Consider the following 22812-nt stretch of genomic DNA (forward strand, 5'->3'; position numbering starts at 1 on the left):
CGAAAGTGGTCAGTCAGTTAGAAGATCTGTCGAACTTGTCCGGATCCTCGTCTGGCGGAAGATCCTCGTCCGGCTCCTCGGGATTGGCCGTGGTGTGCGCCGGGCTGTTAGGTTCGGGATGGGTTGGAACCGGGTCGAATGCGCCCTGCTCTTCACTGGGGAACTTTTCATTGTGGAGCGCGGGATCGTTCATAAGGCACCTCGCAAAGAGTCGATGAGTGAAGACTCTGTATATTCGAGGTGCCGCAGGTGGGTGTCGTTCCAGTCAATTCACCATCGACGGTCGATGGCGCGACTGGCGGTCAGGTTCGAGCCTGCAACTGCTCGACGATCTTGTCTTTGACCTGCAAGCGCTTCTCTTTGAGCTTTTTCAGCGTGTCATCGCTGGGCGCATCCGAGGTGGCAGTCTCGGCCTTGACTACTTCTGCGTCCGCCTGGGAATACTTGTTGATCAGTGCATCCAGATGTGGATCCGCGGTGCGTCTTTGCTGGATCTCTTCCTTCGTAAGCTTCAAGTCCTGTAACAGATCATGGGTCACCGGCATGGAACACCTCCGTCAGTTGATCGGCTGGCCAGTGCGACCGATTGCGCTGGCCAGTTATCAGAATGGCCTCGCTTGGGCGGTTCTGTCGACCACCTGTCAGACCAGCGGTGCCCGTTCGTCGCCCTGTCGCAAATGCGATAAAACCTTTGTGCGCGCCGGTCCCTCCATTCAGTAACGCTCACAAAAACCTGCGTGGAGATACACCTATGGACGGATTCAAACTGCGTCATCTGTTTTTGGCCGTTGCCTTGAGCTCGGGTATGGGCTCGGCGTTTGCGGCGACCGATAACGACTTTGTCGATAACGCCGCTGCCGGTGGCATCGCCGAAATTGAAACCAGCCGTCTGGCCCTGGAAAAGAGTCAATCGGCCGACATCAAGGCATTCGCCAACATGATGATCACCGACCATGGCAAGGCCAATGATGAACTGGCGGCGATCGCCAAGGCCCACGACATAGAGGTGCCGGACGAGACTACGCTGGTCAAGCAGGCCAAGGAAAAGATCCTCGACATGCGCGATGAGTCCTTCGACGCGGCCTACGCCAACAACCAGGTCAAGGCGCACGAAGACACCATCGAGCTGTTCAAGAAACAAGCGAATACCGTGACCGACGACCAGGTCAAAGGCGCGACTGAACTGAAGGCGTTCGCACAGAAAATGTTGCCAGGGCTGGAAAAACATCTGGCAGCAGCCAAAGAGCTGCAGGCCAAGCACCCAAGCAAGTAACCCTCAAGTAACCTTTCAGCAAAAAAACAGGCCGCATCCAATGGATGCGGCCTTTTTGTTGGCGTCGACTCAGCCGCCGTCAGTATCGATATCGGCGTCGGTCGGCTCACCGGGTTCGGCGCGATCCGGTTCGGGTTTGAAGCCCGGGCTGAATTCATTGTCGTTGTCAGTATTTTTGTTCTTCTGATCCAACGCCGGATCAGCACTTTGTGCCCGCTCTGTGTCACTCTGTCGCGGCGCCGGCGCCGGTTGCCCCGGCACTTGCGGATCGATTGCCGGATCATTGCGGTCGCTCGGTTGCGCGGCCTGATTTTGCTGTTGCGACGATTGCTCGGTCATAGCCACCTCGGTCATCAAAACCTGCACGACTGGAAGCAGTCGGGCCTTGTAGTTTCGAAGGCGCGTACCGGGAAAACGTTCAAAAAATCGGCGCCGTCATGGGCGCGGTCTAGAGTTACCGGGGAGTTTCTTGCGGCAGATCAAAAATATCCTCGCGGGAACGAACAACTATTTCGAACGGCCAAGGTCATTCACTTCGCGCTGGTGATTTTCGTCAGTACCAGCCCCCAATTCGTTACGGAGCAACAGGCACATGGCAGCACTGCAGAACAGCACACTCGATGCGATGAAAAAACAACAGGCGCAACTGCTGGGCGATTGGATCAACGCACTGGAAAACGGCGGTGCCACCCGCAATCTCAAAGACCACGACGTGCAGCAGCAGACCAGCGAATTCCTGCAACTGGTGGTCAACGGCCTGGAAAACGACAACGGCACCAACATCAATGCAACAGGCTGGGAGGCCACCCGCCAGTTCCTTGAAAAGCTCTCGCACAGTCGCGCGCTGCTCGGACAGGATTCGCAACAGACCGCCAGCTTCATTTTTTCGCTCAAGGGGCCGCTGTTTACCCTGCTGCAAAATCACTACAAAGAACAACCTGCCCTGCTCGCCGAACAACTCTGGGAAGTCTCCGAGTTACTCGACGCGTTCGGTCTGCACACCATCCGCACCTTCCAGAAATCCCGTGAAGCGGTGATCAAGCGTCAGCAGGAAGAACTGCTCGAATTGTCGACACCGGTGGTCAAGCTGTGGGACGGCGTACTGGCCCTGCCGATGATCGGCACCCTCGACTCGCAACGCACGCAAGTGGTGATGGAGTCGCTGCTGCAACGCATCGTCGACACCGGTTCGGAAATCGCCATCATCGACATCACCGGTGTGCCGACGGTCGACACGCTGGTTGCGCAACACCTGCTGAAAACCGTGACGGCGATTCGCCTGATGGGCGCCGATTGCATCATCAGCGGGGTGCGTCCGCAGATTGCACAAACCATCGTCCACCTCGGTCTTGACCTGCAAGGTGTGGTGACCAAGGCCAATCTGGCCGACGCACTGAAACTGGCCCTGACCCGTCTGGGTGTCAGCCTCGTCAAGTCGGTTTAAGCATGGAACGTATACCGATTCTCCAAATGGGTGAGTTCCTGCTGGTGACCATTCAGGTTGACATGCATGACCAACTCGCCCTGACCCTTCAGGACGACTTGTCCGAACGCATCAGCAAAAGTTCGGCGCGCGGGGTGTTGATCGACATCTCGGCGCTGGACATGGTCGATTCGTTCATTGGCCGGATGATCAGTACGATCTCCGGCCTGTCGAAAATCATGGACGCTGAAACCATGTTGGTGGGCATGCAACCTGCAGTGGCGATCACACTGGTCGAACTTGGCCTGACCTTGCCTGGCGTCAGCACTGCACTGAACGTTGAGCGCGGGATGAAACTGCTGCAGGAACGAGTACGCAAGCAATGAGCGTGCGCAGCAGCGGTACTCAACCTATCAACATTGAGCAAGACGTCGTGTTGGCTCGCCAGAATGCCCGCAAACTGGCGACAGAGTGCGGCATGCGACTGATTGATTTGACCAAAATGGTCACGGCGGTCAGCGAGTTGGCGCGTAACACGGTGGTTTACGGAGGCGGCGGCGACATGGACTGGCAGATTCTCGATGAGGATCACAAAGTCGGTCTGCGCCTGACCTTCCGTGACGAAGGCCCCGGCATTGCCGATATCAAATTGGCAATGACCGATGGCTGGACCTCCGGCTCGGGCATGGGACTGGGTCTGACCGGTGCGAAACGCCTGGTTGACGAGTTCGAACTGGACACTGCGCCCGGCAAGGGCACCCGCATAACGATCACCCGATGGACGTGAACATCAGCGGGTCGTTGACCCACGTATTGCTGATCGAAGACAGCAGCCAGGTCGGCCATGCCCGACGCGCCGCACAGCAACTCGCCGAACAGCATGGCTTCGGCGAAAGCGATGCCGGACGCGTGGCGCTGGTGGCGACAGAATTGGCCAGTAACGTACTCAAACATGCCAGCCGGGGCGAATTGCACCTGCGCCTGTTGCCGCGAGCAGCAGGTTTCGGCATCGAGATTCTGGCGGTTGATCGGGCCAAGGGCTTTGATCTGGATGCTTGCCTCACCGACGGGTTTTCCACCGGCGGCACCCAGGGTATCGGCCTCGGCGCCATCTCCCGGCAAACCGAGGTGTTTGACGTGTACGCCGATGCACGGGGTGCGGTGTTGCTCGCGCGGTTGTTTCCTCGCAACGACCGGCAACCGGACATGCGTTACGGCGTCAGTCAGCATTCGCTGCACCACGACCCGGCGTGCGGTGATGTCTGGCATCTGGCGTATAAAGACTCCGGCATCAGCGCGTTGGTGATCGACGGCCTGGGTCATGGCGAGGACGCCGAACGCGCGGCCCGCGCAGGGGAAAAGGCCTTTGCGCTGGCGCCGTTCAATGCACCAACGGTGCTGATGGAAGACATGCACCGCGACATGATGGGCACGCGAGGCGGCGCCGCTGCATTCGCGCAGTTCGATGGTGCACGCGACAGCCTGAAATTTGTCGGCATCGGCAACATCGGCGCGAGCCTGATCGCCTCCGACAAGTCCCGCGGACTGGCCTCGCACCCGGGGATCGTGGGCGGCCAATACCGGAAAGCCCAGCCCTTTGACTATGCTCACGTGAACGGACATCTATTGATCATGTACAGCGACGGCTTGCAGTCCCGTTGGAACCTTCAAGACTACCCCGGCCTGGTGCACCGCCATCCCGCCGTGATAGCCAGCGTTTTGCACCGTGATTTCTGTCGCGGGCGTGACGATGTAACGGTGCTGGTCGTTGCCCTGGAGGCCGCCCATGGCTGAGTCGCCCATTCTGAGCCCCGCCGAACAGGCTGCACTGATCGCGCAGTTACAGAGCGAGTCGGCAGCCCTGCGCGAAGAACTCGACGAAACCAATCAGGGCGTACTGGCCCTGTACGCCGAACTCGACACCCAGGCTGAACAACTGCGCCAGGCATCGGATCTGAAGAGCCGCTTCCTGTCGTACATGAGCCATGAGTTCCGTACACCGCTGGGGTCGATCCTCAGTGTCAACAGCCTGCTTGCCGATGAACTCGATGGCCCGCTCAGCCCCGAGCAGCACAAGCAGGTGGCGTTCGTCAGCAGCGCGGCACGCGAGCTCAGCGACATGGTCGATGACCTGCTCGATCTGGCGAAGATCGAGGCCGGACGCATCACCATTTCCCCGGCGTGGTTCGACATGTTCGACCTGTTCTCCGCCCTGCGCGGGATGTTCCGGCCGATTGTCGATGCGACAGCGGTGGACCTGATTTTCGAAGAACCGGTCGGCCTGCCACGGCTCTACACTGACGACAAGAAACTCGCGCAGATCCTGCGCAATTTCATTTCCAACTCGCTGAAGTTCACCACCCGTGGCGAAGTGCGGATTTCGGCAAGCCTGCAAGGCGCCGACAAAGTCCGTTTTGCCGTCAGCGACACGGGTATCGGTATCGCCGCCGAGCTGCACGGTGAATTGTTCGAGGACTTCTCCCAGGTCGATTCACCGCTGCAGAAACGCCTGCGCGGCACCGGTCTGGGCCTGTCGCTGTGCAAACGCTTCGCCGCGCTTTTGGGTGGCGAAGTCGGCATGGACAGCACGCCCGGCGTCGGTTCGACGTTTTTTGTGATTATTCCGTTGGCGATCGCTCTGGAGAACGTCGATGAAACGTGAGATCCATCTGTTGATCGTCGATGACAACGTGGCCACGCGTTATGCCTTGCGTAAACGCCTGGAACGTCACGATTACCATGTGCTGGAGGCCGGCACCGGCAGTGAAGGCCTGGCGCTGATTGAAAGCGAGCCGCTGGATGCACTGATCCTCGACGTCAACCTGCCGGACATGAGCGGCTTCGACATCGTGCGAATTCTGCGCGCCGATTCGCGCACGGCACTGCTGCCGGTGATTCACGTGTCCGCGGCGTCGATCCAGACCGGCGACATCATCACCGGTCTCGATGCCGGCGCCGACGCCTACCTGATCCACCCCATAGACCCGGACGTTCTGCTGGCAACCTTGCGCACCTTATTGCGGGTGCGCGACACGGAAAACGCCCTGCGCGAAAGCGAGGCGCGGTTTCGCGAGATCTTCACCAATGTTTCCGCACCGATTGCCGTGCTGGATGCGCATCTCAAGGTGCACGAATGCAACCATGCGTTTGCGCAACTGATTCAGGACAACCTCGACCCGCAAACCCTCAGCGAATGCTTCGCCGAGGAACAGAGCGTCATTCTCAGTGAACTGCGCCTGCGCCTGGTCGATGGCGAGCGCTGGAAAGGCACGCTGAATATGCGCGTGCAGGGTGAGATTCGCGAGACCGAGTGGCAGATTTCGCCGTATCGCACGCCGGAACTGAGCCTGGTGTTCGTCGAGGACGTCACCGAGCACCGCCACCGCGAACGCTCGCACCTGGCGCAACTGGACGACACCACCACGCAATTGGCCAAGGAAGTGGCCGAGCGGGTGCGCGCCGAAGCGCAATTGCTGCAAGTGCAGAAAATGGATGCGCTGGGCAAACTCACCGGCGGCATCGCCCACGACTTCAACAACCTGCTGACCGGGATCATCACCAGTCTGGAACTGATCCAGAAACGCATCGCTGACAATCGCCCGGAGAAGGTCAAGTTCTATGCCGAAGCGGCGCTGAACTCGGCCATGAGCGCCGCCTCGCTGACCCATCGCCTGCTCGCGTTCGCCCGCCAGCAACCCCTCGACACGCGCCCGGTGGACATCAACGAGCAAGTGCGCTCGCTGGAAGAATTGCTGATGCGCACCATCGGTGAGCGGATCAACCTCAAGCTGGAACTGACCAACAAACCGGCGATTGCGCTGGTCGACCCGGTGCAACTGGAAAGTGCCGTACTCAATCTGGTGATCAACGCCCGCGATGCGCTGCCCCAGGGCGGCAACATCTGGGTCAACACCTATGCGGCGTATTCCCACGGCGATCCGAACCTGGCCGATGGCGCGTATGTCGCGTTGTCGGTGCGCGATGACGGCACCGGTATCGAACACAACGTGATCGACAAAGTCTTCGATCCGTTCTTCACCACCAAACCGCTCGGCCAGGGCACTGGGCTGGGTCTGTCGACGATCTACGGCTTTGCCCGCCAGTCCGGTGGTGACGCGCACATCCGCAGCGTCGCCCGGCGCGGTACGGAAGTGACGATCATGTTGCCGGCCACCAGCGACCCGACCTTCGTTGACATCGCGGCACCGGTGATCGATCCACAAGGCACTGGCGAGCACGTGCTGATCGTCGAGGACATGGCGTCGGTGCGCATGTTTGTCACGGAAGTGCTGGAAGACGCCGGCTATCGCTGCACCACCGCCGGCGACATCGAGACCGCGCTGGAGCGTTTGCAGAACGATACGTCGATCAACCTGCTGCTGACCGACGTCGGCCTGCCGCGCATGACCGGCCGCGAACTGGCCGACGTTGCCCGGGGCTGGCGTGAAGACTTGCCGATCCTGTTCATGACCGGTTATGCCGAAACCGCAATCAACCGTCAGGTGTTTCTGGGCAGCGGCATGGACATGCTGGTCAAGCCGTTCCAGATCAGCGAACTGCTCGAAAAAGTCCGCCGCACACTCGACGGGCAATGACTTAAGCCTCATCGCTGGACAAATGCGGGGCTTGCTCGCGAAGGCGTCGCGTCAGTCAATTTTGCGTTTGCTGACACAGCGCTTTCGGGAGCAAGCCCCCTCCCACAGGGATTGAGGGCGTACCCCAATACTGATGACAGCTCCGACAGGGAGGGTGCTATCGGTTCAAGGCACGGGCCAGAAATGGCGCCGTCCGGCTCTTTTTGCTGGCGGCGACTTTCTGCGGCGTGCCCGCCACGACAATGTGGCCGCCCTGATCCCCCGCCCCCGGGCCGATGTCGATCACCCAGTCACTCTGCGCAACTACGCGCATTTCGTGTTCGACCACGATCACCGTGTGCCCCGCCGTCACCAGCGTATCCAGCTGTTCCATCAGCCGGTCGACATCTCGTGGGTGCAATCCCGTGGTCGGTTCGTCCAGCACGTACAAGGTCGCGCCACGCGGGTTGCGTTGCAACTCAGTGGCCAGTTTGATCCGCTGCGCCTCACCGCCGGACAACTCCGTCGCCGGTTGCCCGAGGCGTAAATAACCCAGACCGATATCGCGCAGAACCTCCAGCGAACGACGGATCCCCGCTTGCCCGGCGAACACCGTCACCGCTTCATCAACGGTCAGTTGGAGCACCTGCGCGATGCTCAAGCCTTCCCAGAGAATCGCCAGTGTCTGCGGGTTGTAACGCGCGCCGTGACACGTCGGGCATGGCGCATAGACGCTGGGCATGAACAGCAATTCGACACTGACAAAGCCTTCCCCTTCGCAAGTGGCGCAGCGACCCTTGGCGACGTTGAAGGAGAACTGTCCGGCGTCGTAACCCGCCGCTCGCGACTGGGGCGTGGCAGCGAACAGCTTGCGCACGTTATCGAACAGTCCCGTGTAGGTCGCCAGATTCGAACGCGGCGTGCGGCCGATGGGTTTCTGATCGACCTGCACCAGTCGCTTGATCGACCCCAGCCCGGCCGTGACCTGACCGCTGCTGGCCCGCGGTGTTTCGTCTTCCAGATTGAGTTCTTCCGACTCAGCTTCAGCGGCCGGACGGCCCAGTTGCGCACCGACCAGTTCCAGCAACGCCTGACTGACCAGACTCGATTTGCCAGAGCCCGACACACCGGTCACCGAGGTGAAGCATCCGAGCGGGAATTCAGCGCTGAGATTGTTGAGGTTGTTGCGGCAAATACCGTCGAGCTTGAGCCACGCTGTCGGCTTGCGTGCGGCACGGCTCATGCGCTGTGGCTCGGCGAACAGGTAAGCGCGGGTCTGCGACGCGGAAATTTCGGCCAACCCTGCCGGCGGGCCGCTGTACAGCACTTCACCGCCCTTCTCGCCCGCCGCCGGCCCGACATCGATCAACCAGTCGGCGCGGCGCATGGTTTCCAGATCGTGCTCGACCACAAACAACGTGTTGCCGTCGGCCTTCAGCCGTTGCAATGCTTCGAACAGCGCCTCGCCATCGGCCGGATGCAGGCCGGCGGACGGCTCGTCGAGCACGTAAATCACGCCGAACAGTTGCGAACCCAATTGCGTCGCCAGACGCAAGCGCTGCAACTCGCCGGACGACAGGGTCGGCGTACTGCGCTCCAGCGCCAGATAACCGAGCCCCAGATCCGTCAGGGTGCTGACCCGTTCCAGCAAGTCCTGAGCGATGCGCTGCGCCGCCAGGCGCTTTTCCAGCGACAGATTGGGCGTGTGACGCACGTCAGGCGCGCTCGCATGGCCACTGGCGCCATGGGCCACGCGCTGCTCGCGCGCTTCACGGGTTTGCGCATGGCTCAGGGTCTCGCCGCTTTCGTCGGCGTGTTCAAGGTAACTCGCCGCCGCCACCGGCCTGAGCACCTCGGCGACTTGCGAGAGCGGCATCTGTGACAACTCGCCAATGTCGTAGCCGGCAAACGTCACCGACAACGCCTCGCGCTTCAGGCGTTTGCCGTCGCACAATGGGCATGGACTGCCGAGCATGAACTGTGAAACGCGCTTCTTCATCAGCGCACTTTGCGAGTGAGCGAAGGTGTGCAGGATATAGCGTCGGGCGCCGGTGAAGGTGCCTTGGTAACTCGGTTCCAGTTTGCGTTTGAGGGCGACGCGGGTTTCTTCCGGGGTCAGCCCCGCGTACACCGGCACGGTCGGGGTTTCTTCGGTGAAAAGAATCCAGTCGCGCTGTTTTTTCGGCAGCTTGCGCCACGGGATATCGACGTCGATGCCCAGGGTCACCAGGATGTCGCGCAGGTTCTGGCCTTGCCACGCCAACGGCCAGGACGCCACGGCACGCTGGCGGATAGTCAGATTCGGATCCGGCACCATCAGCGCTTCGGTGACTTCATAGACGCGCCCCAGGCCATGACATTGCGTGCACGCCCCTTGCGGGGTATTCGGCGAAAAATCCTCGGCGTAGAGCATCGGCTGGCCCGACGGGTAACTGCCGGCGCGTGAATAAAGCATGCGGATCAGACTCGACAACGTGGTCACGCTGCCCACCGAGGAACGCGTGCTCGGCGTACCACGTTGCTGTTGCAGGGCCACGGCGGGCGGCAGGCCTTCGATGGAATCGACGTCCGGCACGCCCACCTGATCGATCAGCCGCCGCGCGTACGGCGCAACCGACTCGAAATAGCGCCGCTGCGCCTCGGCATACAGCGTCGAAAACGCCAGCGACGACTTGCCCGAACCGGACACCCCGGTAAACACCACCAGCGCATCGCGGGGGATGTCGACGTCGACGTTCTTCAGATTGTGCTCACGGGCACCCCGCACCCGGACCATGCCGGCGGGCGCTTGGGAATTACGCTTGGAAGTCATGGGCGGACCTTGGATGAAGAATGAAACACCGAATGAGTGCTTAAGAAGCCCCCTGTGGCGAGGGGATTTATCCCCGTTCGGCGGCGCAGCCGTCGTCAATCCGGTCTCTTGGGTAATCCTGAGAAAATGGCGGGGAGCGCTTCGCACTCCAACGGGGATAAATCCCCTCGCCACAGTTAACAGGGTGTACCCGATCAGGCACTGAGCACCTCACGGATCCTCTGCAACAACGTCTCGGGGCTATACGGTTTGCCGAGCAAATGCGTGTCCGGACTGAGCTGGTGATTGCGCGAAATGATGTCGCGGGTATGCCCGGAGGTGAACAGCACCGCCACCGCCGGCGTCTGCACCTTGGCCCACGCGGCCAGATCGGAACTCTTGATCAGACCCGGCATGACCACGTCGGTAAAGATCAGATCGACTGCCGTGCCTTCCAGCAGCATTTTCATGGCGACGTCACCATTGCCGGCAGTGAGTACTTGATAGCCCTCCTCACGCAGCAACTCCACAGCCGAAGCCCGTACCGCCTCATTGTCCTCGACCACCAGAATCGTTTCATGGCCGCCGCTCTGTGGCTGGCCGATGCTTCTCGATTGATCGCGAACCGGTCGCAGGCTGCGCGGGAAATACAGCTGCACCCGCGTGCCTTTGCCGACCTGACTGTCAATCTCGACGTGGCCACCGCTCTGTTTGACGAAGCCGAAGACCATGCTCAGGCCCAACCCCGTACCCTGACCGTCAGCCTTGGTGGTGAAAAACGGCTCGAACACTTGCTCGAGCATATGCGGGGCGATGCCGACACCGTTGTCGCTGACCGACACCCGCACAAATTCGCCGGGGACGATGCCCTTGCCGGTGCAAAACGGCTGATCGAGCGTCGTGTTCTGCGCACTGAGGACGATGGTGCCCTCGCCGTTCATGGCGTCGCGGGCATTGATCGCCAGATTGAGAATGGCGTTTTCCAGTTGATTGCGGTCGACGTTGATGTGCCAGGGTTCTTGCGGCAATTGCACATCGATCTGAATGGTTTCGCCGAGCGCCCGTTGCAGCAGCTCGCCAACCCCTTCAAAAATCTGCTGCGGATCGCATACCGCTGGAGACAACGGTTGCCGGCGGGCGAACGCCAGCAGTTGCGAGGAGAGCTTCGCCCCCCGCTCGACCGCCGCCAGCGAGGCACTGACCCGGCGCTGCACGTTGGCGTTGTCCGGCTCGTGCCGGGCCAGCAAGTGCAGGTTGCCGGCGATGACTTGCAGCAGATTGTTGAAGTCGTGGGCCACGCCGCCGGTGAGGCCGCCAATCGATTCGAGCTTCTGCGCCTGACGCAATTGCTCTTCGGCAGCCAGCCGCGCACCGACTTCATCGGCCACGCGCTGTTCCAGATTACGGGTGAATTTGAGCAGCGATTCTTCGGCGATCTTGCGTTCGTGGATGTCGATCAACACGCCGGGGAAACGCAGCGCCTGGCCCTGTTCGTCGAACTCGCAACCGCCGCTGGCCAGCACCCAGAGATAACTGCCGTCCGGGCGTTGCACGCGGTATTCGGCGTTGTATGGCTCGCCGGTTTCTACCGAGTGGCGGACGCGTTCGCTGACCCATGCCAGATCGTCGGGATGGATACGGCTTTCGGCAACGGCCTGCGGCAGGCTGTCGAGTGCCTGATCCGCCGGATAGGAAAAGGTGCGGGCAAAACGTTCGTCGGCCGACAGCACGTTGTTTTTCACGTCCCAGACAAACGAGCCCAGCAAGGCGCCGGCATTCAAGGCCAGACGCACCCGTTCGTTGTCGGCGCGGTAGGCATCTTCGGCGGATTGGCGCAGGCGTTCGGAAAGCACCAGTTCGGTGGTCTCTACCACCATCGCCATGACGCCCGCCGGAACGCCGTCATCGTTGGCCACCGGGCTGTAATAGAGATCGAGCCAGACCTGTTCGGGCACCCCGTCGCGCAACAGCACCAGATCTTTATTGCGAAATTCCAGCGTGCCGCCGCCCAGGCAGGTATTCACCACATGCCGATTGAACTCGGCGACTTCCGGCCAGCCCAGTTCCACCGGCACGCCAAGCAGATAAGGATGACGGCCGCCGGCGAATCGCGAGTAGGCATCGTTGTAAATCATATGGCCGGCATGGCCCCAGAGCATGACCATTGGCAACGGCGAGGCGAGCATCAGTTGCACCGTGCTGCACAGGCTGGCCGGCCAGTGCTGCAACGCACCCAGCGCGGTATTGCTCCAGTCGAACGCACGGATGCGCCCGGCCATCTCGCCTTTCCAGCCGTCACAACCATGGCTATCGGATAAAAACTGCATCGACTGACTCAGTGTCCTGTGGTGATTGCCCGATAAATCGCGACGCCATAACGACGCGACGCCCGTCTGTTTCGAGCGTCTTGAGTCGTATTGGTTTCATATGAGGTATAGCCGATTTCATTCCCGTTCGGGGGCTAGACCCCGATCAGGTGCTTGAGCGGATGGTAGCCAGTTTTCATCTTCGCGGCGACGTCGAGAATGGCTTTTTCGATGCCGTTCAAGTGCATGCAGGTCAGTTCGATGGCGGCGCTCTGATTGCCGGCCTCGATGTACTCGATCAGGCGCAGGTGTTCATCGTCGCGGCAGGCTTCATGGCTGTCGTCATCCAGCGCGGCGGCGTACAGCGAGGCGCGGGAAATCAGCTTCTGAAACCAGTCGAGCAGCACCGGGTTGTTGAGGCTGCGCGCCAGTTTGATGTGGAACTCGCCGAGCAGATGAATCAGCCGTTCGTGATCCCCGGCCGCGTGCGCTTCATCTTCCAGCAACAGGTGTTCACGCAAGTCCTGCATCGCGGCGGTGTCCTTGCGCCGGCACAGTTCGGTAACGATGCCGATCTCGATCAGCCGGCGGGTTTCGAACAGCGAACGGATCTCTTCGTTGCTCGGTAACGACACCGATGCACCTTTATTGGGCTCGGTGGTGACCAATCCGTCAGCTTCCAATTGCTTGAGCGCGGCGCGCACCGACGTGCGGCTGACGTTAAATAATTCCGCCAGCGAGGCCTCGCCCAGCTTCATGCCGGGCCGCAGCGAACGCTTGCTGATCGCCTCGTAAACCCCTTGGTAGACGCGGTCGACCGTGGTTTCCAGTTTCTTTTCGGTCATTCAAAAGCTCCTTTAGCGTCGGGCAACCAACCCCTGGCGATGCATGGCCATGGAAAAAGGGGGTTGCACACGCAGATTAATCCGAGTATTTCTAAATTGCATTCAGATATTGCATACAATAATTAGAGGATTGCACCATTATGGGTCAGCCAATAGCCATTGAAGTGCGTAATGTATCCAAGCGGTATTCTGATGATCCTGGCCTCGCGCCGGCCCTCGACAACGTTTCGGTGAATATCGCCGACAACGAATTCTTCACCCTGCTCGGCCCTTCCGGCTGCGGTAAAACCACCCTGTTGCGCACCATCGCCGGTTTCGAACACGTCAGTGAAGGCGAGATTCGTCTGGCCGGTGAAGCGGTCAATCACTTGCCGCCATTCAAGCGCCGGGTGAACACGGTGTTCCAGAGTTACGCGCTGTTTCCGCACATGAGTGTTGCGCAGAATATCGCCTTCGGCCTCGAGATGCAGGGTCTTGATCGCAAGTTGATTCCGGATCGCGTTAACGAAATGCTCGCGCTGGTGCAAATGGAGCATCTGGCCGCACGCAAACCGGCCGAACTGTCCGGCGGCCAACAGCAGCGCGTGGCTCTGGCCCGGGCCTTGGCGCCGAAACCGAAAGTCTTGTTGCTCGACGAACCACTGTCGGCACTCGACCTGAAGCTGCGCAAGGAAATGCAGGTCGAACTCAAGCGCGTGCAAAAAGAAGCCGGGATTACTTTCATTTTTGTCACCCACGATCAGGAAGAAGCGCTGACCCTGTCTGATCGGATCGCCGTGATGTCCGCCGGCAAGATCCTGCAGATCGGCACGCCGACCGAGATTTATGAGCACCCCAAACATCGCTTTGTCGCGCAGTTTATCGGCGACATCAACTTCCTCCCCGGCCAGCTCAAGCACGGCGAGCACAACGAAAAGCTCTTCGTGCCCAACGGCATGCCCGTGGAAATCGCCTGCCAGCCGCAGGGCTTCGACGGCAGCAGCGTGCAACTGGCGTTCCGCCCGGAGCGTTCGCAACTGGTCGATGCCAGCGAGCCGCATCATTTGCGCGGGGTGATCGAGGCCGTGTTGTACGTCGGCACCGCGACGCTATACCAGTGCAGGTTGAACAACGACATCAAAGTCATGCTGCGCGAAAACAATGAAGGCCTGAACCGTGGCCGAGTCGTCGGCGAACGCGTTGCCGTGCACCTGCCGCCGCACGCCTGCCTGTTGATGGAGGCCTGAGATGAGCGTCAGCAGTACTTCCCCCGCTCTCAACCGCGCGCTGTTGCTCAGCCCGGTGGTGTTGACCCTGCTCGCCCTGATCGCGATTCCGCTGGGAATCATGGGCTACATCAGCCTGTTGCCGCGCAACACTTATGGCGGCGTCGACTGGCAGGCGCAATGGCAACTGCAGAGTTACGTGCAGCTGTTTTTCCAGGAAGGTTTTGACGGTGAACTGGAGCTGAACTGGGTCTACGCCCAGGCACTTTTGCGCTCGGTGTTGCAGGCCGGCGGCACCACCGTGTTGTGCTTTCTGTTCGGTTTTCCAGTGGCGTTGTGGATGTCGAGCCTGACCCCGCGTCGACGCAATCTGATGGTGTTGCTGATCACCATTCCGTTCTGGACCAACCTGCTGATCCGCAACTACGCGTGGCTGATCATCCTGCGCGAACAGGGCTGGGTCGCCCAGAGCCTCAACGCGCTGTTCCCGAGCGCCGGCGGCATCACCCTGCTCTACAACGACTTCGCCGTCAGCGTCGGCCTGGTCTACAGCTTCCTGCCGTTCATGATTCTGCCGATCTATTCGACCCTGGAAAAACTCGACTGGCGTCTGGTGGAAGCCGCCTACGACCTGGGCGCCAACCGCTGGCACGCACTGCGGCGGATCATCCTGCCGCTGTCGATGCCCGGCGTGATTGCCGGCGCGTTGCTGGTGTTCGTGCCGAGCCTCGGCGCCTTCATCACCCCGGCGATCCTCGGCGGCGGCAAGACGTTGATGATCGGCAACCTGATCCAGCAACAGTTCGGCACCGCGCGCAACTGGCCGCTGGGCAGCTCGCTGTCGTTCTTGTTGCTGGCGATTCTGCTGGTGTCGCTGGTGCTCTACGCGCTCTACAGCCGCAGCGCGACGAAGCAGCTCAATCGAGGAGCGAAAGCATGATTTCCCTGCACCTGAAAAAACTTCCGGCGACCCGCGAAATCAGCCTGTTGATCCTCGCTTATCTGTACCTGCCGATCCTCGTGTTGATCGTTTACAGCTTCAACGCCAATCGCTCCGCGACGGTGTGGACCGAGTTCTCGTTCGCCTGGTACGGGCGGATCCTGGCCAACCCGTCGATCCAGACGGCGGCGCTGAACTCGATCATCGTCGCGACCATCGCCACGGTGTGCGCCACGGCGATTGCACTGCTGGCGGCGCTGGCGACTTACCGGCCGTTCTACGGGCAGAAAATGGTCGAGGGCGGGATCAACCTGCCGCTGATCCTGCCGGAGATCGTCACCGCAGTGGCCACCCTGCTGCTGTTCATGGCGCTGGGGATCAAGCTCGGTTTGCTGACGGTGATCGTTGCGCACATTGGCTTCTGCATTCCGTTCGCCTACCTGCCGATTCGTGCGCGCCTGAACGATCTGGACAAGAGTCTGCTGGAAGCGGCGAACGATCTGTACGCCAATCCGTGGCAGGTATTCCGCCGCGTGACCTTGCCGCTGCTGTGGCCGGCGGTGTTGTCAGGTGCGGTGCTGGCATTCGTGGTCAGCCTCGACGATTTCATCATGACCTTCTTCGTCGCCGGCCCCGGTTCGACGACGTTGCCGGTGTACATCTTCTCGGCCATCAAGGCTGGCGTGACCCCGGAAATCAACGCGATCTCGACCCTGATGCTGGTGATTTCCATCGTGCTGGTGGTGCTGGCCTTCTGGCTTGGCCAACGCGGCAAACAACAATAAACCTGGAGCGCTCTGTTCATGAACATCAAAAACATGCGTTTGGCTGTGTCCGGTCTGGCCCTCAGTTGTTTCACCGCGTTCAGCGCCCACGCCGCCGAGCCCAAGGAATTGTTCTTCTACAACTGGACCGATTATTACCCGGTGGACCTGCTGGCCAAGTTCGAAAAGGAGACTGGAATCAAGGTCACGATGGACGGCTACGACAGCAACGAAACCCTGCTCGCCAAGTTGCAGGCCGGCGGCGCGGCGTATGACGTGATCGTGCCGTCGCAGTCGATCATGCAGACGCTGATCAAGCAGGATCTGCTGATGGAAATCGACACGCCGACCCTGAGCAACTTCCAGTACGTCAAAGGCCCGTTTCGCGACCCGAGCTTCGATCCGGGCCGCAAGTTTTCGGCGCCATACCTGTGGGGCACTACCGGGTTTTCCTATGACAGTGCACGGGTGCCGGGCGGCAAGCTGGATGATTCGTGGAAAGAATTCTTCGAGCCACGCAAGGAGCTGCAAGGCCAGCTCGCCGCCCTCGATACGTCGAGCAGCGTGATCAACGCCGCCAGCCATTACCTGAACGTCGACGAATGCACGGAAAACCCGCAGGACGCCAAGCGCATCCTCGAACTGCTGCAAAAACAGAAACCGTTCCTGAAGATGTACAGCTCGGACAACACCGTCGACCGCATGGCCTCGGGCGAAGTGATCATGATGCAGAACTGGAACGGCTCGACCGCGCGGGCGACCTTGCAGAAGAGCACGATCAAGTACGTCTATCCGCGTGAAGGCCTGGCGATGTTCCAGGACAACTTCGCCGTGCCGAAAAGCGCGCCGCATCCGGGTAACGCAAAGATCTTCATCGACTGGATGATGAAACCGGAGAACGCCGCAGCGGTGTCCAACGCCATTGCCTACGCCAACGGCATTCAGAGCGATCAGTTGCTGGATGCGAAATGGAAGGTCATGGACGCCATCAACATGCCCGAGGAATACGCCTCGCGCCTGCGCCCGGAGAAGGAATGCAGCAACAAGGCGCGCGAGCTGCAGGACCGGATCTGGTCGAAGCTCAAAGGCTGATTCGGGATCGATGGTTTTATCGAAATGCCGACCAACATGGTTAACCTGGAAAAGCCCCCTCACCCTAGCCCTCTCCCGGAGGGAGAGGGGATTGACCGAGTCGTCTCGAGGGCTACGCCGACCTGAAAGATCGAGTCGATTATGGATTCAAAGTAGATCGCTCAAGTCGGCGTAGCTCTTCAATATCCCCCATTCGGTCCCCTCTCCCTCCGGGAGAGGGCTAGGGTGAGGGGAAAAAATCAAAGAACACTGAGGTGCATATGTCTCACCCCCGCTGGCTCAGAAATATCCGCCCCTACGGCGCTACCGCCGAAGACCTGCGGATCGAAAACGGTCGCTTCACTCAACGCCGTCCAGCCTCAAACACGCCGCTGACAGCCACCGACATCGACGGCCAGAACCAACTGCTCACCGCCCCCTTGGTGGAAAGCCACGTCCACCTCGACAAAACCCTCTACGGCCAACCGTGGCGCCCGAACAGCGCCGGCCCGACGCTCAAGGACTACATCAGCAACGAACGCCGTATTCTCCGTGAAGTAACAGCACCGATCGCCGAACGCGCCGGCGCGCTGCTGGAAAACTGCATCGCCCGGGGTTCGCTGACCATGCGCTGCCACGTCGATATCGACCCGGAATTCGGCCTGCGTCACGTCGAGGCCATGCAGCAATTGCGCGAACGCTACAAAGACCTGATCGATCTGCAACTGGTGGTATTCCCGCAGACCGGGCTGATCAGTCGCCCCGGCACCGCCGAACTGATGCGCGAAGCGATGGCCCTTGGCGTGGAAAACGTCGGTGGCCTCGACCCCTGCGGCATCGACAACGATCCCATCGCACAGCTGGATTTCGTCTTCAAACTGGCGGCTGAATTTGGCCGTGGTGTCGATATTCACCTGCACGACAAAGGTGAATTGGGCCTGTGGCAGATCGCCCTGATTGCCAATTACACCGAGCGCTTCAACCTGCAAAACCGGGTGATGATCAGCCACGCTTACTGCCTGGGCATGTTGCCGTGGGGTCAGGTCAAACCGGTGGCTGAACGTCTGGCGGCGTTGGGAATTTCGTTGATGAGTTCGGCGCCGGCCGACACCGCCGTACCTCCGTTTCTGGCGCTGCGCGAGGCCGGCGTCAATGTGTGCCTGGGCTCCGACGGCATTCGCGATGCGTGGTCGCCGATGGGTAATGGCGACATGCTCGAACGGGCAATGCTGCTGGCATTCCGGTTTGATCTGGGCAAGGACGAAGAACTGGCGGCAGCCTTCGAAGCCGCCACGGTTAACGGTGCGCGGGCGTTGGGTATCGAGGGATATGGTTTCGACATCGGCGGGCCAGCGGATTTCCTGCTGATGCCCGTCGAGACGCTCGGTGAGGCGGTGGTGTCGCGGCCACTGCGTCAGGTTTATCGCAGCGGTGAGCTGATCGCCAGCGGTGGCCGTTTGCTGGACAGCCGTCTGTGAAACGCATCGGCCTGAAAGCCACTTGCGTGGTCGGCTTCGACGGCACCCGACACGTGCTGTGGCGTGACGGTGAAGTGGTGTTTTGCGGGGCGCGCATCGAGTTTGTCGGACGCGGATATTCAGGGTCGGTGGATCAGTGGATCGATTACGGCAACGCGCTGATCGGCCCCGGCTTCATTGATCTGGACGCCCTTGGCGATCTCGATTCCACCGTGCTCACGCTGGACAATGGCGACGAACGCGCCATGGGCCGCATGTGGTCGGCGGAGTATCTGGCCCGAGGGCCGCACGAGACGTTCAGCCCGGACGAAGAAGTCTTCAAATATCGCTACGCCTTCAGCCAATTGATCCGCAACGGCATCACCACCGCGATGCCGATCACCTCGATGTACTACCGCGAGTGGGCGGAAACCTACGACGAATTCGCGGCGGTCGCCGACATGGCTGGCGAGTTGGGACTGCGCACCTACCTCGGCCCTTGCTACATGAGCGGCATGAGTTACTGGCGCGCCGACGGCAGCCTCGGCCATCACTGGGATGAGGCACGCGGGTTGGCCGGGCTTGATGCGGCTGAACGTTTTTTCCTGGACTTCGACGGCGCGCACAATGACTTGATTCGCGGCGCATTGCTGCCCGATCGCATCCAGACCTGCACCCCGGCGTTGTTGCAACGCACCTCGGCAGTGAGCCGCGAACTGAATGCACCGATGCGCCTGCATTGTTGTCAGGCGCTCAGCGAAGTGGCCATGGTCGAACAGTTGCGCGGCGCCTCACCTCTGGCCTGGTTACAGCAACTGGACTTGCTCACGCCGCGCAGCTTGTTGCCCCATGGCATTTACACCGCTGGCGATGACGACTTGCAGCGAGTGATCGATGGCGGCGCGAGTCTGGTGCATTGCCCGCTGGTGTTCGCCCGTGACGGCGAGGCGTTGAATTCGTTCGGACGTTATCGGGCCAAAGGCATCAACTTCGCCCTTGGCACCGACACCTGGCCGGCGGATCTGCTGGAAAACATGCGTCACGGCTTGAATATCGCACGGCTGATGGAAGGCGGATCGACGCTGACCAGCAGCCTCGATCTGTACAACGCCGCCACCCTCGGCGGTGCGCAAGCGCTGGGGCGTGTTGACCTCGGGCGTCTGGCCCCTGGCGCCAAAGCTGACATCACCGTATTCAATCTGCGCGGTCTGCATTTGGGGCCGCTATTCGATCCCCTGAAAAACCTGCTGCTGGCCGGGCGCGGCGATGACTGCATCGCCAGTTACATCGACGGTCGTTGCGTGATGCACGACGGCCAGGTCAGCGGCGTCGACTACCCCGCCCTGCAACGCCAGGCCCAACGCCAATACGAAAAACTGATGCGCAGCCACAGCGACCGGGCCTTGGCCCGACCGGACTGGAAAACCCTGTTCCAGCCGGCCATTCCGTTCGCCGATGACTACAGCGCGCACGCGCCGTTGAGCGCAATCGATCCACTTTCCTAGAGACCTCTGCCAATGCACAGCTTCGATTTCAGCCAGCTCAGCCCACGGGAAAAATACAAAATCCTGATCGGTAGCGTCGTTCCTCGGCCGATTGCCTTGGTCACCACCATTGATGGCGAAGGCCGGGTCAATGCTGCGCCATTCAGCTTCTTCAATGCGCTGTCGGCGGACCCGCCGATCCTCGCGCTGGGCGTGGAGAATTACCGCGATCAGAGCCCGAAAGACACCACGCGCAATATCCAGTTGAATCAGGAGTTCACCGTGAACATCGTCAGCGATGCACTGGTGGAAGCGATGAACGTGTGCGCCGTGCCGTTCGCGCCGGGTTTCGACGAATTGACCGCCGCCGGCCTGACGGCAATCCCCGGCACCTCGGTCAAATGCCCGCGCATTGGTGAAGCGCCGGTTGCGCTAGAGTGTCGGCGCATGATGGCGCTGAACATCGGGCAGTCGCGGGAAATCATTTTTGGCGAGGTTTTGATGGCGCATGTGCGCGATGAGTTGATCGATCCGAAGACCCTGTACATCGATCAATTGGGCCTGGATGCCATCGGGCGCATGGGTGGCCATGGTTACGCGCGAACCCGCGATTACTTCGATTTACCGACCCGCTCGTTGCAAGCGTGGACGGAAGCACCGGGCGGTGGCGAGCGGTTTTGGCCAGAGTCCAAGTAAATCAAGCGCAAAATGCTTACCCCCTGTGTGTGCGGGCTTGCTCGCGAAAGCGGTGTATCAGTCAAATTATCTTTGAATGACAGACCGCTTTCGCGAGCAAGCCCGCTCCCACAAGGGTTCTCAGTTGTACCTAATGTCAGTCCGTGCCGTACTTCGGCGAACGCGGCCCATACAACAAGCCCGCCGGGTGTCCGGCCGACAGCAGGCGATTGCTCGCCACACCGGCAATCGGGTAGCCGGCATCGGTGGAGCTGTTGATGATCTGCTTCACCGCCGCCGTAATCAGCATACCGATCAGGCCACCACCACCGTTGTTGTTCCCCTCTTCGCTCGACGCCCGCGCCGAACCGGTCCACAGCGTCGTCCCGGTTTTCAGATCCACCAGTTTCGCCGTCGCCGTCACTGCTGTCTCGCTGCTGATCACCATGTAACGCGTGCCGTATTCGGTCACGGTGATGTACAGCGCCGCGTCGGCGCCGAAGATTTCCTTCAGCTTGGTCGGCGGTGCCTGATGGATGTCATCCGGGGTGGTCAGGCCGTTCTGGCGGAACGTCTCGTCGACCAGGGTGATCGGCAGCACGTAGTAACCGGCCTCGGCCAACGGGAACGTCACCTGCGACAACAGGCTGTAGGACGCCTTGACGTCCGGCGAGGTGTTCAGCGGTGGCAGCACCAGAATCGACTTTGGACGCGCTTGTTTATACGCCGAATAATCCACGGTTTTCGGTGCGACACAGCCGCCGAGAACGGTCAGCGCCAGGCCAGCGGCCAGCAGCTTCAGGGCACGGGAGATCATTGCGCGTCTCCGGTCTTGGCGTTTTTCAGCAGAAAGTCCATGTACGTGCCGGACTCAGGGAACAAGGTCTTTTCGGTGCGCAACTGCTGCACCATTTGATCGTCCTTGCCCATGCTCAGGTACAGCAGACCCAGGTGCGCGTGGTAACCCGGCGGCACGGGTTTGCCACTGGCGCGGATCTTTTGCAGATCGGCTTCCAGCGCTTCGGCCTGAGCCTCTTTCGGCGTTTCGCTTTTGAAGTATTCGTAGACTTGCGGCTGGTAGCCTTCCCACTGGTACAGGGTTTGCGGGCTGCTGCAACCGGCCAGCAAGGCGCTGGCGGCCAGCGTCAGGGCCATCAGTGACCGCGACAGATTCGAATTCATGGTGTGTTGCTCCTTGCAAAGAGGGGCTATCAGTTGCCCGGTTTCCAGGCACCGGCGTTCATGCCATCGACCAGGCGATTGATCGCCTCGCGCATGGCCAGATCGAGGACTTTGCCGTTGAGGGTCGAATCGTAGGCAGCGGTGCCGCCGAAGCCGATGATTTCACGGTTGGACAAGGCGTACTCGCCGGCGCCCTGGGTCGAATACACCACTTCGGAAGTGCTGATGTTGACGATGTTCAGGTTGACCTTGGCGTAGGCGACCTGAGTCTTGCCACGGCCGAGAATGCCGAACAGTTGATGATCGCCGGTTTCTTTGCGGCCGAACTCGGTGACGTCACCGGTGACCACGTAATCGGCGCCCTTGAGGCGCTGGGCCTGACCCTTGATCGCCGCTTCCTGCTGGATCTCGCCCATGTTGTCGCGATCCAGTACCGAGAAACGGTTGGTCTGCTGCAGGTGGGTGATCAGGATGGTCTTGGCCTGGCCGCCGAGACGGTCGACGCCGTCGGAGAAGATCCCGCGCATATAGCTGGAGCGGTTATCGAACTTGCCCACCGCCATTGGCACGCGTACGCCGGTCCAGACTTGCGTGGCGCTTTCCACCTTGGCCACCGGCAATGCACGGGAGCTTTCAGTGGCGCAGCCGGAAAGCGTGGTGGCCAGCGTGCCAAGCACGGCGATGGCAACGCCTGAGACCAACATCCGGGAGATCATTCTCACTGGGTATTTCCTTCTTGAAAAACGGTATGTCCCGGCGTGATAAAGCGCTGGGGAGCGGAAAAGGGGCGGCATTATGACAAAGTGCCATCATTGAAGACAG

The 22812-nt window shown here is 60.6% G+C and carries 23 protein-coding genes; 14 read left to right on the forward strand and 9 right to left on the reverse strand.

The features are described 5' to 3' along the window. Positions 1 to 13: 13 nt before the first annotated feature. Complete coding sequence (locus F2P67_RS20390) at positions 14 to 193, reverse strand: hypothetical protein (protein ID WP_166222882.1); 180 nt, start codon at positions 191 to 193, stop codon at positions 14 to 16. A 109-nt stretch (positions 194 to 302) separates the two neighbouring features. After that, the gene (locus tag F2P67_RS20395; RefSeq protein ID WP_007959466.1) at positions 303 to 545 is read right to left on the reverse strand and encodes an HP1242/YdcH family protein; all 243 of its coding nucleotides are present in this window, start codon (positions 543 to 545) and stop codon (positions 303 to 305) included. 206 nt (positions 546 to 751) lie between these two features. On the opposite strand from F2P67_RS20395, the gene F2P67_RS20400 reads away from it, so the two are divergent. Next, a complete protein-coding gene (locus F2P67_RS20400) occupies positions 752 to 1273 on the forward strand; it encodes a DUF4142 domain-containing protein (protein ID WP_166222885.1) in 522 nt (173 codons plus the stop codon). A gap of 69 nt (positions 1274 to 1342) precedes the next feature. Here the strand turns inward: F2P67_RS20400 and F2P67_RS20405 are convergent, their stop codons facing one another. Continuing rightward, the gene (locus tag F2P67_RS20405; protein WP_166222888.1) at positions 1343 to 1612 is read right to left on the reverse strand and encodes a hypothetical protein; all 270 of its coding nucleotides are present in this window, start codon (positions 1610 to 1612) and stop codon (positions 1343 to 1345) included. 253 nt (positions 1613 to 1865) lie between these two features. Between F2P67_RS20405 and F2P67_RS20410 the strand changes: the two genes are divergently transcribed. The 6 genes from F2P67_RS20410 to F2P67_RS20435 are packed head-to-tail and all read left to right on the forward strand — an operon-like array spanning position 1866 to position 7291. Next, positions 1866 to 2717 (forward strand): STAS domain-containing protein, encoded by an 852-nt coding sequence (locus tag F2P67_RS20410; protein WP_166222891.1) that lies wholly within the window; start codon positions 1866 to 1868, stop codon positions 2715 to 2717. Positions 2718 to 2719: 2 nt separating this feature from the next. Then, entirely contained in the window at positions 2720 to 3082 is a 363-nt protein-coding gene (locus F2P67_RS20415; protein WP_166222894.1) for an STAS domain-containing protein, read from the forward strand. Beyond that, complete coding sequence (locus tag F2P67_RS20420) at positions 3079 to 3483, forward strand: anti-sigma regulatory factor (protein ID WP_166222897.1); 405 nt, start codon at positions 3079 to 3081, stop codon at positions 3481 to 3483. The genes F2P67_RS20415 and F2P67_RS20420 overlap by 4 nt, the downstream gene beginning before the upstream one ends. Further along, the gene (locus F2P67_RS20425) at positions 3480 to 4490 is read left to right on the forward strand and encodes an ATP-binding protein (protein ID WP_166223040.1); all 1011 of its coding nucleotides are present in this window, start codon (positions 3480 to 3482) and stop codon (positions 4488 to 4490) included. The genes F2P67_RS20420 and F2P67_RS20425 overlap by 4 nt, the downstream gene beginning before the upstream one ends. Further along, a complete protein-coding gene (locus F2P67_RS20430; protein WP_166222900.1) occupies positions 4483 to 5358 on the forward strand; it encodes a sensor histidine kinase in 876 nt (291 codons plus the stop codon). Before F2P67_RS20425 ends, F2P67_RS20430 begins: the two co-directional genes overlap by 8 nt. Continuing rightward, a complete protein-coding gene (locus tag F2P67_RS20435; RefSeq protein WP_166222903.1) occupies positions 5348 to 7291 on the forward strand; it encodes a response regulator in 1944 nt (647 codons plus the stop codon). The genes F2P67_RS20430 and F2P67_RS20435 overlap by 11 nt, the downstream gene beginning before the upstream one ends. 157 nt (positions 7292 to 7448) lie before the next feature. On the opposite strand, the gene F2P67_RS20440 is transcribed toward F2P67_RS20435, so the two are convergent. The 3 genes from F2P67_RS20440 to F2P67_RS20450 all read right to left on the reverse strand — a co-directional run bounded on the left by F2P67_RS20440 (position 7449) and on the right by F2P67_RS20450 (position 13212). After that, positions 7449 to 10082 (reverse strand): excinuclease ABC subunit UvrA, encoded by a 2634-nt coding sequence (locus F2P67_RS20440; RefSeq protein ID WP_166222906.1) that lies wholly within the window; start codon positions 10080 to 10082, stop codon positions 7449 to 7451. A 194-nt stretch (positions 10083 to 10276) separates the two neighbouring features. Further along, on the reverse strand, positions 10277 to 12388 hold the full coding sequence (locus tag F2P67_RS20445; RefSeq protein WP_166222909.1) for a hybrid sensor histidine kinase/response regulator: 2112 nt from the start codon (positions 12386 to 12388) through the stop codon (positions 10277 to 10279). 134 nt (positions 12389 to 12522) lie between these two features. Then, positions 12523 to 13212 (reverse strand): GntR family transcriptional regulator, encoded by a 690-nt coding sequence (locus tag F2P67_RS20450; protein WP_007969663.1) that lies wholly within the window; start codon positions 13210 to 13212, stop codon positions 12523 to 12525. 140 nt (positions 13213 to 13352) lie between these two features. On the opposite strand from F2P67_RS20450, the gene F2P67_RS20455 reads away from it, so the two are divergent. From F2P67_RS20455 to F2P67_RS20485, 7 genes are all read left to right on the forward strand, one after another. After that, entirely contained in the window at positions 13353 to 14438 is a 1086-nt protein-coding gene (locus tag F2P67_RS20455) for an ABC transporter ATP-binding protein (protein WP_166222912.1), read from the forward strand. 1 nt (position 14439) lies between these two features. Next, a complete protein-coding gene (locus F2P67_RS20460; protein ID WP_166222915.1) occupies positions 14440 to 15357 on the forward strand; it encodes an ABC transporter permease in 918 nt (305 codons plus the stop codon). After that, positions 15354 to 16142 carry an ABC transporter permease gene (locus tag F2P67_RS20465; RefSeq protein WP_166222918.1) on the forward strand — a complete coding sequence of 263 codons (789 nt, stop codon included), beginning with the start codon at positions 15354 to 15356 and terminating at the stop codon, positions 16140 to 16142. The genes F2P67_RS20460 and F2P67_RS20465 overlap by 4 nt, the downstream gene beginning before the upstream one ends. 18 nt (positions 16143 to 16160) lie before the next feature. Next, complete coding sequence (locus F2P67_RS20470) at positions 16161 to 17213, forward strand: extracellular solute-binding protein (RefSeq protein ID WP_166222921.1); 1053 nt, start codon at positions 16161 to 16163, stop codon at positions 17211 to 17213. 260 nt (positions 17214 to 17473) lie between these two features. After that, complete coding sequence (locus F2P67_RS20475; protein ID WP_166222923.1) at positions 17474 to 18670, forward strand: amidohydrolase family protein; 1197 nt, start codon at positions 17474 to 17476, stop codon at positions 18668 to 18670. After that, positions 18667 to 20154: a chlorohydrolase family protein gene (locus tag F2P67_RS20480; RefSeq protein WP_166222926.1), complete on the forward strand. Its 1488-nt coding sequence runs from the start codon at positions 18667 to 18669 to the stop codon at positions 20152 to 20154. The genes F2P67_RS20475 and F2P67_RS20480 overlap by 4 nt, the downstream gene beginning before the upstream one ends. Before the next feature lie 12 nt (positions 20155 to 20166). Further along, positions 20167 to 20829: a flavin reductase family protein gene (locus F2P67_RS20485; protein WP_166222928.1), complete on the forward strand. Its 663-nt coding sequence runs from the start codon at positions 20167 to 20169 to the stop codon at positions 20827 to 20829. Between the two features lie 136 nt (positions 20830 to 20965). Here the strand turns inward: F2P67_RS20485 and F2P67_RS20490 are convergent, their stop codons facing one another. Genes F2P67_RS20490 through F2P67_RS20500 form a run of 3 tightly spaced genes read right to left on the reverse strand, consistent with a single transcriptional unit; the run spans position 20966 to position 22706 of the window. Continuing rightward, positions 20966 to 21625: a DUF799 domain-containing protein gene (locus tag F2P67_RS20490; RefSeq protein WP_166222931.1), complete on the reverse strand. Its 660-nt coding sequence runs from the start codon at positions 21623 to 21625 to the stop codon at positions 20966 to 20968. Next, complete coding sequence (locus F2P67_RS20495; RefSeq protein ID WP_166222933.1) at positions 21622 to 21990, reverse strand: DUF4810 domain-containing protein; 369 nt, start codon at positions 21988 to 21990, stop codon at positions 21622 to 21624. The genes F2P67_RS20490 and F2P67_RS20495 overlap by 4 nt, the downstream gene beginning before the upstream one ends. A gap of 29 nt (positions 21991 to 22019) precedes the next feature. Beyond that, positions 22020 to 22706, reverse strand: coding sequence for a CsgG/HfaB family protein (locus tag F2P67_RS20500; protein WP_166223043.1), 687 nt, complete (start codon positions 22704 to 22706; stop codon positions 22020 to 22022). Positions 22707 to 22812: the final 106 nt, after the last annotated feature.

The organism is Pseudomonas atagonensis (assembly GCF_011369485.1).
Classification (GTDB): domain Bacteria; phylum Pseudomonadota; class Gammaproteobacteria; order Pseudomonadales; family Pseudomonadaceae; genus Aquipseudomonas; species Aquipseudomonas atagonensis.